The organism is Brevibacillus sp. MS2.2, assembly GCF_013284345.1.
Taxonomy (GTDB): Bacteria; Bacillota; Bacilli; order Brevibacillales; family Brevibacillaceae; genus Brevibacillus; species Brevibacillus brevis_C.
On record NZ_JABSUZ010000036.1, the window covers coordinates 39967 to 54975 of the forward strand.

General features: G+C 48.8%; 15 protein-coding genes. 1 reads left to right on the forward strand and 14 read right to left on the reverse strand.

Annotated elements, in window-relative coordinates:
• Positions 1–3: 3 nt before the first annotated feature.
• The 11 genes from HP568_RS24525 to HP568_RS24575 form a co-directional block, all read right to left on the reverse strand.
• Positions 4–1692 carry a DUF4127 family protein gene (locus HP568_RS24525; protein ID WP_173630482.1) on the reverse strand — a complete coding sequence of 563 codons (1689 nt, stop codon included), beginning with the start codon at positions 1690–1692 and terminating at the stop codon, positions 4–6.
• 30 nt (positions 1693–1722) lie between these two features.
• Positions 1723–3066 (reverse strand): FAD-dependent oxidoreductase, encoded by a 1344-nt coding sequence (locus HP568_RS24530; RefSeq protein ID WP_173630483.1) that lies wholly within the window; start codon positions 3064–3066, stop codon positions 1723–1725.
• Positions 3067–3110: 44 nt separating this feature from the next.
• Positions 3111–3968: a carbohydrate ABC transporter permease gene (locus tag HP568_RS24535; protein WP_173630484.1), complete on the reverse strand. Its 858-nt coding sequence runs from the start codon at positions 3966–3968 to the stop codon at positions 3111–3113.
• On the reverse strand, positions 3958–4896 hold the full coding sequence (locus HP568_RS24540) for a carbohydrate ABC transporter permease (RefSeq protein ID WP_048034381.1): 939 nt from the start codon (positions 4894–4896) through the stop codon (positions 3958–3960). Before HP568_RS24540 ends, HP568_RS24535 begins: the two co-directional genes overlap by 11 nt.
• Positions 4897–4907: 11 nt before the next feature.
• Positions 4908–5594, reverse strand: coding sequence for a hypothetical protein (locus HP568_RS24545; RefSeq protein ID WP_173630485.1), 687 nt, complete (start codon positions 5592–5594; stop codon positions 4908–4910).
• Between the two features lie 54 nt (positions 5595–5648).
• Positions 5649–6941: an ABC transporter substrate-binding protein gene (locus tag HP568_RS24550; RefSeq protein WP_173630486.1), complete on the reverse strand. Its 1293-nt coding sequence runs from the start codon at positions 6939–6941 to the stop codon at positions 5649–5651.
• Positions 6942–7032: 91 nt separating this feature from the next.
• The gene (locus HP568_RS24555) at positions 7033–7788 is read right to left on the reverse strand and encodes a response regulator transcription factor (RefSeq protein WP_173630487.1); all 756 of its coding nucleotides are present in this window, start codon (positions 7786–7788) and stop codon (positions 7033–7035) included.
• A complete protein-coding gene (locus HP568_RS24560; RefSeq protein WP_173630488.1) occupies positions 7760–9616 on the reverse strand; it encodes a cache domain-containing sensor histidine kinase in 1857 nt (618 codons plus the stop codon). Before HP568_RS24560 ends, HP568_RS24555 begins: the two co-directional genes overlap by 29 nt.
• Before the next feature lie 83 nt (positions 9617–9699).
• The gene (locus HP568_RS24565; RefSeq protein WP_173630489.1) at positions 9700–10236 is read right to left on the reverse strand and encodes a GNAT family N-acetyltransferase; all 537 of its coding nucleotides are present in this window, start codon (positions 10234–10236) and stop codon (positions 9700–9702) included.
• Between the two features lie 85 nt (positions 10237–10321).
• Entirely contained in the window at positions 10322–10834 is a 513-nt protein-coding gene (locus HP568_RS24570) for a GNAT family N-acetyltransferase (protein ID WP_173630490.1), read from the reverse strand.
• A 93-nt stretch (positions 10835–10927) separates the two neighbouring features.
• The gene (locus tag HP568_RS24575; RefSeq protein WP_048034388.1) at positions 10928–11320 is read right to left on the reverse strand and encodes a hypothetical protein; all 393 of its coding nucleotides are present in this window, start codon (positions 11318–11320) and stop codon (positions 10928–10930) included.
• Positions 11321–11506: 186 nt separating this feature from the next.
• On the opposite strand from HP568_RS24575, the gene HP568_RS24580 reads away from it, so the two are divergent.
• Complete coding sequence (locus HP568_RS24580; RefSeq protein ID WP_048034389.1) at positions 11507–12475, forward strand: MraY family glycosyltransferase; 969 nt, start codon at positions 11507–11509, stop codon at positions 12473–12475.
• Between the two features lie 62 nt (positions 12476–12537).
• Here HP568_RS24580 and HP568_RS24585 read toward each other — a convergent pair whose 3' ends face one another.
• From HP568_RS24585 to HP568_RS24595, 3 genes are all read right to left on the reverse strand, one after another.
• Complete coding sequence (locus HP568_RS24585; RefSeq protein ID WP_173630491.1) at positions 12538–13401, reverse strand: GNAT family N-acetyltransferase; 864 nt, start codon at positions 13399–13401, stop codon at positions 12538–12540.
• A gap of 15 nt (positions 13402–13416) precedes the next feature.
• Entirely contained in the window at positions 13417–14136 is a 720-nt protein-coding gene (locus HP568_RS24590) for a 3'-5' exonuclease (protein WP_048034391.1), read from the reverse strand.
• Positions 14137–14276: 140 nt separating this feature from the next.
• Positions 14277–15009, reverse strand: a 733-nt coding sequence (locus HP568_RS24595; protein WP_173630492.1) for a serine hydrolase, incomplete at its 5' end; no start/stop codon positions are given.

Below are 15009 nucleotides of genomic sequence, written 5' to 3' on the forward strand. Positions count from 1 at the left end.
GTCTTACTCCCTTTCAATCTTCACTTCTGGCCCGACAAAGACTTCAAACAACCGCTCCCACGGAAGCTTGATCTCCAGATCCGATAGTTCGACGATTTCGCCTTCAAACGTATTCTTGCCTCGCTTTCCGATAACCAGCGATTGATTGGCAAAATAGTTTTCGTACCAATCTTCCGCATGTGGTGTCAGTGCATCTCTTACAAAGTCATTAACTTCGTCGTAGTCATCTCCGAGATTCCACTCATTTCCCTTTAACTCTTTTACGAGGTCACGTGCTTCGGCCATCACTTCATTTCGGTAATGATGGTCATTTACAAACGATGACAAGAGCAGATTAATATGGGTTTCTGCCGCATCCACCGTTAAGGGCACACCGAACTGATTTCCTTTTTCCAAAAAGGCTGATCGCTGCAACGCCTGTCCCAACGCGCTTCCCATGTTATTTCCCGCCGTTCCCCATGCCGTGTAGGCGAAAAGCTCCGGCAGCTTTACTTCTTCTTGTAGTCGCTCGATCAACTCAGAGTCAGCTTTGTTTGTAATCGTAACGTCTGTAAGCGCGACCTGCTTTCCTTCCTCCAGAAGATCATTGATTTCTTCGACGAACTCATCCAGGTCTTCGCGTCTCTCTGCATTGCTTTGTCCTTTTTTCTTCGGTGAATGGATCATTAACACGATATCTGCATCGTCTTCATCCCGAACGGGCTTGCCGCCTGCTGCGATAATATGCTTCTCGACGTTTACATCAAAGGTCGTGTCTTCAAACGGCGCCGTCCACTCGCTGCCGTCTATACCCGAATACTCGACTGCTACTTTTGGATGGATGCGCATTTCGTTCAAGGCGAATCTGCTCAACAAGACGGTTCCTACTTCGTCCGCTCCAGGGAAAATCGCTACACGATCCTCTACATCCAGCTTCTTTGCTTTTTGGACCAAAATCTCCCGCTCTGCCCGGTGAAGACCATGAGGAGCAGCGTCATCCTGAGCTAGCACTAAATAATCAATGGTCCCATCCTCTACCCAGTCGATCAACAGTGAGTTAATCTTGTGGTTGCGCTCGCGGGCATTCAAGTAATCTTCCAGCACAGACTCGGGAATCTCCCTTTCCAACTGATCGAGCCGATCCTTTTTTTCTGTCATGCCGAGGTTGTGCACCTCATCGTATAAAATGGCCCATTCTCTGATTTGCTCATAGTACTTCAAAGTTTCAGGATCAGTCGCCGTCACCGCCAAGCGTTGAATCGTATCGAAGACGTAGATCGGCTTTTTAGAATGCTTATCTCTCAGTCTCTTAATGGCTTCGATATTCGACAGGGCCTCTTCATAGGACTGTTGATCGGTACGGGACGCAACCAGTCCGCCATATGCTAGCATGCTGACAGAGATGACCGAGCCGTCCACTTTGCTTGCTTGTTTGATCAGCCAATCGCCAATTTCTTCCCCATCGCCCGGCGTCATAAAGTGACCGAGCATGTCTTCATCGGGCATAATCGCCTCCACCCCGCCTGCCCTTGCTGACATTTGTGGAAAATACGTGTTGACCGGACGATCATCGAGGGGGACAAGGGCGACTTTGGCAATTGGCTTTGGTGATGCTTTTTTCGCCGCAACTGTACTCGTCTGCGTAAATGGAACCATGCCTGTTACTAGTGCTGCCATAGCCAGTGTTGAAATGACAACGCGCAACTTTTTCATAGACCCAATCTCCTTTCAAAATGAAAAGGTTTAATCGAGGACGGCATTCGCTAGACGCAATTGTTCCTGTAATTTTGCCACGTGAAGCAAACGCGGAATGGTTTTGTCGTGAAACGCAATGGCCGCTGCTGTACCTGCTGCTTGACCTGTAGCCATACAGCTCGGGGTAAGCCTGGTCGTAGCCAGCGCCTCATGTGTCGTAGAGATACAACGCCCCGCCGCAAGCAGGTTGTCAATGGATTGAGGGATCAGGCATCGATACGGAATGTCATAAGCGCCCTCCCCTTCAATATCTGCTGCCACTACGCCTTTGCCAGAAGGATCGTGAATGTCAACCGGATAGCCGCTTCGTGCGATGACATCCGGAAAACGTCTGCCCGCGACCACGTCTCCGATCGTCAAGCTGTACTCCCCGACGATTCTGCGTGTCTCACGGATGCCAATTTGCGTTCCGACTGCGGAGACGGATGCTTTCGCGAACCCGGGAACTTTATTTTTCAAAAATTCAGACATCAATATCACTTGACGTCTCCCTTCTTCCTCCGCTTCCGTCAAATCCTCGACATCTGTTCCATCCAATCCCTGCACCCGCGTGCAATTGATCAGAACTTCATCACTCTCGGGCCCTGTGAAAAACAGAATTTGATCCCGATTAATCGGAACGCCTGACATTTTCCAATGCGTATAAAAGCCTTGAACACCTGTCAGCGGAATGGACGGCAACTGTGCAAACGGCGTCTTGTGATAAAACTCATCCGGATGATCAAGCATGTACTGCTTCACCTGCTCCAGATCGACGCCGCGCATGCGAAACTTCATGGTCATCGGCTGTGTCAGCCCATCTGCATCTCGCCCTTTACTCGTCGGCGCTCCCGATAAATAAGCGATATCTGCATCTCCTGTTGCATCGACGAACACCTTGGCCTTGATCTCATACTTGCCCGATTTACTGGAGAGGGTAACAGAAGTAATCTCTGTCCCCTCTACCTTCACCTGATCGACAAAGCTGTGGACAAACAGCTTGACGCCCGCTTCCTTGAGCATTTCCACAGCGACCAGCTTGTAAATTTCCGGATGATACGGCGTGACTGTACTGACGAATCCCACCGTATCCTGCAAATGTCCAGGCGATCCCCCCTTTTCTTGCAAGCGGTCGACGATTTCCTGTGCAATTCCTTTAATGACTTGCTCGCCACTCTCCGTATGAAACGTCATCCACGGATAAACAAGCGCAATCGTCGACATCCCTCCGAGAAAGCCGTAACGCTCGATCAGGATCGTTTTGGCTCCCAATCGTCCGCTGGCGAGAGCGGCACTGATTCCTGCCGGTCCCCCGCCTATCACGACTACATCTGCTTCCACTACTCGATTCATCTGCACTCACTCCTTGTTGAGCTTCCTTTCCATCCATGCTTCCTCTAATCTTTGAGACCCGTCATCGATACACCCTCGATAAACTGCTTTTGGGCGAAAAAGAACACGATCAAAAGCGGCAAGGTCGCCATGACGGACGCACTCATCAGATGATGCCACGCTGTCCCTACTTCATCGGTAAACAAGGACAAAGCAAGTGGCAGTGTCATCAGCTCTCTGTCGTTGATGAAAATGAGCGGATCGTAAAACTCGTTCCAGCTCGTCAAAAACGTAAAAATCGTCAGCGTGGCAATAGCTGGCTTCGCCAATGGCAGCATGATGCTCCAGTAAATCCGCCAACGCGAGCAGCCATCGATCATCGCCGCCTCCTCCAATTCTTTTGGAATCCCGAGGAAAAACTGGCGCATGACGAACACTCCAAAAATTCCGCCTGCCCCGAATATCGGAAGCACAATCAGCGGCACATGCGTGTTGATAAGCCCAAGCATGCGCATGAACAAAAACATCGGAATCGACGTCACTTCATGCGGGATCATCATCGTCGACAGCAGCACCAGAAAGACGATATTCCGTCCGCGAAACGGGATTCGGGCAAACGCATAGCCCGCAATCGAGGCAAATAATACCGTTCCAACCGTGACCAAAATCGCAATGTACAGGCTGTTCCAATAGAACAAATGAAATGGCGTATTCGCCAAAACCTCCGTGTAGTTCTCCAAGCGGATCGACGAAGGGATAAACTCTGGCGGAAAGACGAATATTTTGGCTGGCTCTTTTAATGATGTAGAAAGCATCCACAAAAAAGGCACCAGCATCAGTAGGGAGATCGCTCCTAACGCGACATAGTGACCGCCAATCCCCAATAACTTGCCCGCTTGTAATCCGTGGCGATTACTCTTCATGGAACACCCACCTTTTTCTAAACTGCCACTGCAAGAGCGTAAACACTAAAATGATAAAGAAGAGCACAAAGGCAAGTGCAGACGCATAGCCGAATTCAAAGTTTTTGAAGGCGCGCTCCCATATGTAATAGACGAGCACCTTTGTACTGTTATCCGGCCCACCCTGGGTCATGACGTAAATCTGCCCAAACACCTTGAGCGAGCCGATGATCGTCAACAACGTGGTTAAGAAAACCGTCGGACTGATCATCGGGATCGTAATCTGAAACAATTGACGCGTCCGACTGGCTCCATCAATACGCGCCGCCTCATACAGGTGAACGGGCACCTGCTGTAAGGCAGCAATGAACAGAACCATGTTCAAGCCCACATTTTTCAGGACACTTGTCACGATCACCACCGGCATCGCCAGCTTTGGATTGTACAGCCATGAGGGGCCTGTAATCCCGAACATCTGCAAAATTTGATTGATAAACCCTGTGTCTGTCGCAAACAAATACTTCCACACAATCGCCCAGACGATTAGTGATGTCATGACTGGCACGAAAATAGCTGTGCGGAAAATCCCGATCCCGGGCAGCTTGCGCACGAGCAGTAAAGCCAACCCCAACGCCAGCACGATGTTCAGGGGGACGAGACCGGCCGAGAACGTAAATGTATTGCCCACAACCCTCCAAAATTCGGCATCCTGAAAGATCGCTCTGTAATTTTCCAAACCAATAAATTCGGCTTCCCCCAGTAACGGCCAATCCGTAAAGCTCATGTACAGCGCGAGCAAAAGTGGTCCTAGCAACAGCACCACAAACCCGATGGCCATCGGGCTGACAAACAGCCATCCCGTCAAATTCGCTTCCCGGTTGAAGGATTTTTTCCTTGTGCCACTTGTTCTCTTGTCAGGAGAGAGCGGGACATTCAACTTGCTCTCCATACGATCCCTCCTTAGTTGTCGATCGCATTCCGCAATGCATGAATAGAACGGCGCATTTCATCCTCGGTCCTCCCAATCGCCATCGCTCCAGCTAACAGGACACGAACCCCCGTTTCTCGTAGAGCTCCTATATCCTCCGCCATAATTTTTCGCTGTGTCGGGACGATGATGGGGATGCCCGCCTTCTCAACGATGTACCGATAGGTGAGCAGGTCGGCAAATGTAAGCCTCGTGCCATACTCACTTCCCGGAATAATCGACGCCTCCAATGCGGTCATAGGAAAATGCTTCACGGCTTCCAATCGGGACAAATCAAACTGATCATCGATGGCAAACGTACTCGCCACCCCTTCGATTTTCATAAGGGACGCTGGCAAATGATGACCATAGATGGAGAGGAAGTCGATTCCCAGCGAATCGAACTGCTTGATTTCCTCGGGATTGAGTTCCTCCATTGATCCGCCCGGAACAATGCCAATCGGCCCCGCGAACTGGCTGCGTATCGTTTGGAGAAAGTCCGTATATTCAGCCAGAGGACCGAACCGGTTGCCACTGGCACGATGGTACACATTGATGTGCATCTTCAAGCCATCTGCGCCTTCCTCCATCGCTGCTCTGGCCAAGGTCTCATCGTTTTGCGGGAGACTGACCATGAGCAGAAAAGGCTTCTCTTCCAGTGCCTGTCGAAAACGATTCATCATAACCTCCCACTCAAGTCACAACGGCCTGTATCCCAGACCGTTGTGACGAGCTTACTTTTTCATGATCGGATTGACTTTCTCTTCCAGCGACTTCACGATATCCGCAGGCTGTGCCGTTTGACCGAATAATTGATCAAAACCAGCCAGTATCGTTGTGTCGATTTTTTGCCAATCAACATGCCCTGGCTGCAGGTGTGCCTTAGGCATCTCGTCGATAACCGCCTGCTTGATGTGTGCAGGGTCGGGGTTGCCTGGAACATTCAAAAACGGATCGGAATTCAGCACGGACAAGCGCGGTGGTACAAAGTAAGTCGAGGTCTCCTGGACACCCTGCTCGCTCGCGAGGAATTTGAGGAATAACTTAGTCTCCTCCAAATGCTTTGTTCCTTTGAAAATCGAATATCCTGCCTGACCGAGCATCGGTGCCGAGCCTTTTGAACCCGCTGGCATCGGAGCAATGTCCCACTTGAAGTCCTTGATTGTCCGCGCCTTCGAAACGTAGCTGTACACATCAAAGAACATGCCAATTTTGCCTGATTCAAAGCTGACTTGCTCACCCGCCTTCGGATGCGATCCATCTGTAAACATCATCCGTTGGAGCATGCTGAGTGTCTCCACCCCGTATTGGTCATTCCACGTAAACTGATTCATTTCTTTGTTGAACGGGCCGCTGCCATTTGACCATGAATAGGAAGACAGGATGATCCACGTTTTCCAATCGCGGAAGAAGTTGGCCCCGTAGATTTTGCTTGCTCCTGTTCCGCTCGAGATCGCTTGCGCCGACTTTTCGAATTCCTCCCACGTCCATTTTCCTTCTTTCGCTAGATCGTTCGGGGATTTCAAGCCTGCCTTGTCAAACAAGTCCTTGTTGTAAAACATCACGGTAGGCGGGGTAGAAAACGGCAGTCCGTACAGTTTGTCGTCTTTTCGGAACAGCTCAAGCGTCGACGGAATAAAGTCGTCCAGCTTAAAAGCAGTGTCGTTCTTTACATCCGAGACATCTTCCAAAATCCCATTTTCCATAAACTGTGGTACCATTCGTTCAGACACCCAACCGATGTCAGGCAGCTCCTGACCAGCAGCGAGCACCGTCACCTTTTGCTGATAATCGGGGAATGGAACAGATTCCAGCTTCACCTTGATGGTCGGATTTTGTTGCGTAAATTTTTCAGATAGCTTCGTATACAGGTCTAGGTGGGCTTGGTTGCCCCATGTTAAAAACGTAAGCTCGACTGCTTCTTTCTGACCCGTTGCGGAGTCACCGGGAGTCGTCGCGGTGTTGCTGCACCCAAATGTAAACGCTGTCAAAGCAGTAGACAATGCCAACAGGATTGCCTTTTTCATGGCGTACCTCCTTATCTGTTTTCCCTGTCACCAGTATAAAATTGAGTGAATAGTAAGATAAATCACGTGAAATTTAGATTTGGTATGAGATTTAAAGATCTTCACTGCCTTCGAGGTCTCGGTAGCTCCCGGGTGTCATCCCGACTTCCTTTTTAAATACCAGCATGAAATGCTTCGCGCTCTGATACCCTACTAAGCGGGCGATATCATACACCTTCAGACTCGTCTCGTGTAATAGCTGCTTGGCGCGGTTCATCCTCACCTGCGTGATGTAGTCGGAGACATTTTCCCCCGTCTCGGTCTTGAACAATTGACTCAAATAGATCGGATTCAAATGAACAGACTCCGCCAGCGTCTGGAGTCTCAGATCGCCGTCCAAATGATCGTGAATGAATGCTTTTACCTTGCGAATGATTTGTCTTTCTTCTCTAGGACTACCGTCGACGCTGCTTTCTTCCCGGACTTTCTTTTTGCGATCCAGCACTTGCCTGATTTTTGTGAGCGTGCTCACCAGCTCTAATCGATCAATAGGCTTCAAAAGATAGTCAGAGACTTTGTACTTCAACGCTTTCTGTGCGTAGTGAAAATCACCATAGCCACTAATAATCACGATGGGCAGATCCTCGTACATCTCCCGGATTTTCCCGATCAGCGCCAAGCCGTCGACTTCCCGCATGCGGATATCTGTCACAATCAAATCAGGCATTTCCGTGCGTAGATAATGCAGGGCATCCTTTCCATTTTCCGCTTCTGCCATGACGGCAAAACCAGACGTTCCTTTTTCAATTAACGCTCTCAAGCCTTCCCGAATCATTCGTTCATCTTCCACCAGCAATACTTTGTACATCGCGTGTTTCTCCCTTCTGGAAATCGAGCGGAATCTTCATCGTAATTTCCGTGCCTTGATTCGGTCTGCTCACAATGGTTAGCCCGTACTTTTCCCCGAACAATAAGGTCAGCCGCTGGGAAATGTTTCGCAATGCTGTCCCATTGTGTGGGTTTCCTGTCATCTCATGCTGCTGCATAGGCGTATGCAGACTTGCGAGCAGACGAGTTAATGATTGCTCAGACATTCCCTTGCCATTGTCCCTCACGCTGATATGCATGACACCCTCCTGACAAAGCGCCCTGAGCCATATCGTTCCTCCCTGTTCCTGATGTTCAATCCCGTGTACCATTGCATTTTCAAGCAATGGCTGTAGCAGCAGCTTCGGGATACGCTGATCCGACAGGCTCTCTTCCACGTCCATATACACCTGAAGGCGCTCTCCCAGACGAATCTTTTGGATACGAATGTAGGATTCTAACGATACCATCTCTTGTTTCAGCGTAACGTGCCCATCCTCTCGAGCGACCGTATAGCGCATGAGTTTTCCGAGCGAAGAAACCATGTCTGACACATCGTAGTTACCCGAGCGGATCGCCATCATATTGATCGATTCAAGTGTGTTGTAAATAAAATGTGGATTGATCTGGCTCTGTAAGGCCGCCAGCTCCGCCTCCCGTTCACGCAAGCTGCTGAGATACACCTCATTGACAAGGCGGTTGATTTCCTCGACCATCTGATTGAATTGCTCGCTCAGCTTCCCGATCTCGTCTTGGGAATCGACAGGAACTCGTTCATGCAAGTTCCCTCGTTTTACTTGCAGCATTTTTTCTTTCAATTGAACGAGCGGCTTGCTGAGCGAATAGGAAAAATAAATCGCGAGCCCGCCAGCAACGAGTAAAAACATCGCCGCAATCAGCATCGTAAAACTACGCAAGCTATTGGATTCTGCAAGCAGGATATCGAGCGGTATCAAACTGATCACCACAAGCCCCGTCTCTCTCGATTGATGATCCACGAAGAGATATCGCTGTCCCTGAATCATCCTCTGGTTCGCATCCCCACGATTGATCCCGTCGGTTTCTTGCAGCAAAGTACGATAGCCCGGCGAGCCTTCGCTCTCCCGCTTTTCATAAAACAGCTCGTTTCCCTCATTTACGATGAGCAAGCTCCCGTCCTTGGTAAAAGGCATATCGGACAAAATCTGGTCAAACATGTCCATTTTCATATCGATTTTCATGATTCCGAGTGGTACTTTCGTATACGGCTCTCGCAATAATCGAGCCACTGACACATAGCGCTCACCAGAGGTATCCAAGTAATAGGCGGGCCGATGCTGTGGAATTATGACCGCTGCCCCCTGTCCCGTGATCACGCGCGAATACCATCCCTCTTCAGCCAAATCTCCCTTGCTCTTCATGACAGAAGGGTCCAGATTGGAAAAAATCATGCCATTCCCCGCAATGATTTGAATGCCTTTTACTTCCGGTCGGCTATAGGAAAGACTGGATATATACAGCGTCATCTTCTCCCTTTTTTCCATGGAGAGAAAAGAAGTAGCCGACGTATTTGTCTGAATTTCTTTTAAAATGGACAGGACTTCTGGGTCGTAGAGCGGCATGAGTGATAAACGCTTCATCTCCCGAATATTGCGCTCCAGGTTGCGATTGATCTGACCCACAATCTGTCCTGTGTATTCAGCCGTTCTCGATTCCGTTGAAGCCGAAAACTTGTTGTACGTGATGATTCCCTGCAAGCTTAACGGGATTGCGATCAAACAAAGAAAAAGCGTGAGAATCTTCGTCCGCAGTGTTCCTTGCAAAAAAAACGTAGAGACTTTCCTTTTCATGATGGCCCCTTTCTGTATGTTTGAATAATCAGTATTTTGTTCATCAAAAAATCCGTCAGGTCAAAATCCTGACGGTCTGTTCCTCAGTCTATTTCGATGCCCATGCAAAGACAATCGTAGAATGTATCCTCAATTAAAAATTCTCTCGTCAACGTCCCCATTTCCTTGAAGCCTAGCTTTTTGTACAAATAAATAGCAGAATCGTTGTCTGAACGGACTTTCAGATTGATTTTTCGTATCACCTTTGATTGCTTGGCCCATTCCAGCAGGGATTCCAGTAGAAGTCTTCCAACCCCTGATCCCCAGAACTCTTTCAAGACGCTAATCCCAAATTCACCTACATGCTGCGTCCGCGATCGGATACCCCCTCGAAAAGTCAGGTTCCCCACAATTCTCCCGTCCACCTCTGCAATCAAACACAGTTGATTAGGAGCTTCTTGAAATCTTTTGATGTTTTCTTTTTGCTCCTCAGGGGCTACTGTCCATTCTTGTGGGCCAAATGACAAATTGTCCGTCTCTCCTGATACCTGATGTATGAACGCAACTAAGGCTTCAGCATCTGTCAGCTCCGCTAATCGGATGATGACATTTTGACCAGACTTCAGTTTGGATACCTTCATAAGAACCTCCTCGCATCGGAAACTTTTCATACTATTTAAACAGAAAAACGGACGCCTGTTAACCGTCCGCTTGTAGCTTGTTCGACTATTCCATTGTTTTAAAGTAAAGGACGGTATCATGCAGGCTGCCATCAGCCGATCGGGCAAACCCCGGAATGCGCCCTGCTTCTTGATAGCCCATCGACTGATACAACTGGTTGGACGGATCGCCCGCTCGTGTATCCAAAACGAGGAGGCTTCGGTTATCAGCAAGAGCCCTTGCCTCCGCCAGCAGCATCAGTCCACGACCAATTCCTTGACGTTGCGCTCTGGGATGAACCATCAGCTTGGCGATCTCTGCCCGATGCAATCCATTTGGACGACTCACCAGATGGAGCTGGATGGTTCCGACGATGATATCTTCCTGTACTGCTACCCAAATTTTCACATGTTCATGGAGCACCGAAGTCCAATAGGTGCGTGCTTCTTCCAGCTTCATCGGCGGTAAAAAGCCAAGGGAAGCCCCATCCTCCACAACATCGATCAGCAATTGGGACAGTTGACGCAGTTCTTCCTCTGAAAATTCGATTCCTTCCCGATAACAAAGCGCTGACTTCATAACAGCCCCTCCGTATTTGAAGAAGATTTTTTCTCCCTTCTTACACTATAACGGAGAAATCAAAATCATGTAAGATAATCTAACATCACCTTATCAAGGTCGATATCCGTACATACTGAAAACAAACAGCAAGCATAAATAAATAATTGCTGCGGGTACAATGGTAAGAGCAATGAAAAAACGTTTCTTCACACTGTTGGCATTTCGAAATAGCCAAAAGTAGATGAACAGCAGGATGAGAAGGAACGGGACAAAATAAAAGCCCAGCATGAACCCCACCCAGTCCGAGTTGGTTTCCCAGAACTGTTCCGGCACGGGCACCCGATGATATTCACTATATATCTGTTCTTTACGTGAGATAAATAGGTAGGATAGCACAAGGTAGTAACCGAATATAACGAATTTCAGCCAAGGCTTGATCTGTTTCGCCGCGAGTGTTATAGAAAAGATGATCCCTACGATAAACCATAATGACAAGTATTCCATCTGGATCCCTCCTACGAAGGATTATAGGGATCCGTTCTGTTGGAGATAAGTACCAACTTTTTTTGGTACCTCACCCTCGCGTGATTACAAGAGTCGACAAAATTTGGAATCCTTCCTATAATAGACTTGTCAAACAACACGGTATGCGAGTATCTTTGCATATAGAAAGCTCACTACCTGTAGGAGATGGTCACGATAACGTACGCTCTTTCGTTTTTACTGTCGTTTTGTATCGTTATGGTGCTGATTCCGCCTCTGGCTAAATTGGCATTTCGCCTTGATTTTGTGGACAAGCCACGTAAAGACGTGGAAAGAAAGATTCACCGGGAGCCTATCCCATTGACCGCCAGCTACGCTATTTTTGTCGGCTTTGCTGCATCGTTTCTGCTCTTCTCGAAAGAATCTACCGGGCAAACGATCGCTGTTCTGTCAGGCTCACTACTGCTGCTTATTATTGGTACCATTGATGACTGGTACAAGACGCAAGGCAAGGATTTTTCCGCCCTGCCCAAGCTGATCGTCCAAGTATCGGCCGCCGTGATTGTCTACTTGTCGGGAATTACTTTTTCCGGCTTTTACAATCCTTTGAGTGGCGAATACATATTGCTCCCGGAATGGTTGCAGTTCATCCTGACTATCCTGTGGATTTTCGGAGTAACGACGGTCATCAATTTTTCGGATGGCATGGACGGTTTGGCTGGAGGGCTTTCTGCAATCTCCGCAGGCACGCTCTTCGTAGTCGCTTTGGTTAAAGGACAAAGCACATCTGCGATTATGGCGATTAGTCTGATCGGTGTTGCCTTGGCTTATCTGCGGTACAACAAGCCACCGGCCAAAATTTTCATGGGAGATGCAGGCGCGACCTTCCTCGGCTTTATCTTGGCGGTCATCGCGTTGGATGGTGCCTTTAAGCAAGCAACCGTTCTCTCCTTGTTCATTCCGATTTTAGCACTCGGTGTGCCGATTTTTGATAATCTGTTTGTGGTGACCAAACGCTTCCTGCAAGGAAAGCCGATCTACCAAGCAGATGCCAGCCAGGTTCATTATCGCCTGCTGCGTTCTGGACTCAATCCAAAACAGGTCGTCACCTTCCTGTGCTTGATCAGTGTTTGCTTTAGTCTGACGTCCATTATCCTGCTCCTGCTCGGGGTATAGATTATCGGTCACAATGAAAAATGCCGCTTGGGTCTAATCCCTGCGGCATTTTTTTGAGCGGATTACGCAAAGCCTCTCTTCGCTGTCGTGGTCGTCTGAAACGTCTGGAAGCCTGTCCGTTCGTACAAGGCAATCGCAGGGTCATTGTGAGTACCTGTGACGAGATACGGCTGCAAGCCCTTTTCCAGCGTCTGGTTCACAAAAAAGCGGACAAGCTCTTTGCCGTAGCCTTTGCCTTGATGCACGGGATCTACGAACACATCGTAAACCTCGCCATGTCCTGTGATGATCAGGGACCCTACGAATACTCCCTCATGCTCGAACAAATAAATATCCTCTCTCATATCGTTCAGGAGCCATTTCTTCCATGCGTTCATCGTTTTCTCAGGATAATCCGCCAAACGGTATGGCTGAAGGTCGATGCCTTTGCGCACCTCATAGTAAGCGTCACTCTGCGATTGGATATACATATCCATATCGGGCTCGGTGAATTTGCGTACGTCTAGTGTCGGCGCAGGCCCGATCTCTCCTGTGTATTTCATCAGATGATGGCCCCAGATAGAAGCAAAGCCTCTCTTGGAAAAGAAATCAGCACCCTGCCCGTGGTCAACCCGATAGGTAGCCATGACTGCCGTCGGCTTCTCCTCATGCTGTTGCAGTTCCAGCCAAAGCTTATCGAACAGCCGGGAGCCGATTCCCCGCTTTCGATGGTCTGGCCGTATATAGACGTATATTTCTGCTGTCCCTTCTTCTCCAGAGGAGTTCAAATCATAAGTGCCACAGCCGATGATTTGATCATCCTCCTCCCAGATGTAAACCGTAGCTTTTTCCACGATATCAACAATCTCTTCGGTCCTCCAAAGCATGCCTTCGCCAATCATCGTCACGACGGTCTCTTTGTCAGTTGATTGTGCTTGTCGTATCATCTCTGTACTCTCCCGTTAGCTCTGTTGGACGGTTGCTGCTTCTGCGGCTTTTTCCAACTTCTTGCGATGCTGCAAGCAAGCCTCGCATCTTCTGCTTTTTCGCCCGAAAGCCGTGTAGTATTTGCTTTTTTTGCAGGATCGGCACGTAATATACAACGAGCTCGACAAATTGTAGTTCTCTTCTGGCGTGTTTTCTTTCAGGTGTACCGTCTTGTTGTATTTGATGAGCAAATGAGCTGTGTGGATGGCATCGACCAAGGCGGAGTGCAACCTACCCTCCTGGATGATTCCTGCCGTGTCGATCGCTTCTTTCAGACTCATCTGTTTGCGATCAGCCAAAAGCATGCTAATTGGCGGCTGGATGTCGTTGTAATTGCGCATCCAGTTGAAGTCCAAACCAAACCGCGCACAATGCTCGATCATCAGCCGCTTGTCGTCTTGCCCCCATGTGCACAAGTAGTATTCAGAATCGGTGCCAATCCACTTCATAAATTCTGCGAATGCCCGGCGAAACGGAATAAAGGTTGGCATGTTCTCTTTATCGAGACCAATGAATTTGCGCGTTCTCTCCGTGATCCTACGTTCAATCGCTGGAAAGGTGTAGCGCTGAAATGTGTCGACCTCCACGCCATTTTTTCCGGGTACGACTTTTGCCGCTCCGATCTCAATAATTTCCGGGATCTTGTCTCTCTGATAAGTCAGTGTCGTTTCAAGGTCAAAAACAATGATCTGCAAGCGTAATCACATCCTGTATGTATTGTCTCTATTATGGCTTGGATTGGGCATAGAAAGCAAAACAAAGACAAAAGCGGCTGCCTGATTGAAACGAAAAAGGATAAGAACCCCATAGGATTCCTATCCTTGTGTTTATTTGTTTAACTTGGCGATTTTGTGGATTCCCTCGTCAACTGACGCAATCCGTAGCTCATCCTCGCTATTTGCCCGTCTTCATCCCGGAAAAACTCAATCCAAGGGATGGAATCTCTTTTTTGGAAAATGAAGCTGTCTTTTTGTACTGGTATCAGTGGATACGAGAGACCATCCACCTCCAGGAATAGCTTGCCTTCGTTTTTGGCTATCGATGCGCTTACCCATTCCTGCGAAGAGTAGCGACCCTCGTACAGTGACAACTGCTCATCTGTGACCTCGTATGGATCATAAGCATAGACCGGAGCTCCAGCCGGTCTTGCAAAATAACTGTTCAAAAAGCCGATGACCAACTCTCGGACGCTCACTCCATCGAGATTGACCAGAATCACACCCGTAATCCCTTGATCCGGAACCGAAAAAATGTGCGAGCTGATTCCCTTCAGCGATCCGCCATGCTCTACCAGAGAGCCCTCCGGAAAGGCCGGCGAGACCATCAGACCATAGCCGTAGGAGCGGTGTCCGTCCACACGAGCAAAGGGAGTGAGCATCTGCCGGACGCTATCGGCAGACAGAATCGATGTCGGGTTTCCCGTTGCCCCCAAACGAAAGACTTCCAAATAAGCAAGTAAATCATTCACGGTCGATTTGAGGAAACCGGCTGCTCGCATCGCCGGAGCATCGTGCCAGATGGGTGCTGCAATGATTTGGTTTTCGTCATCGATTTTTTTGTTAGTATAC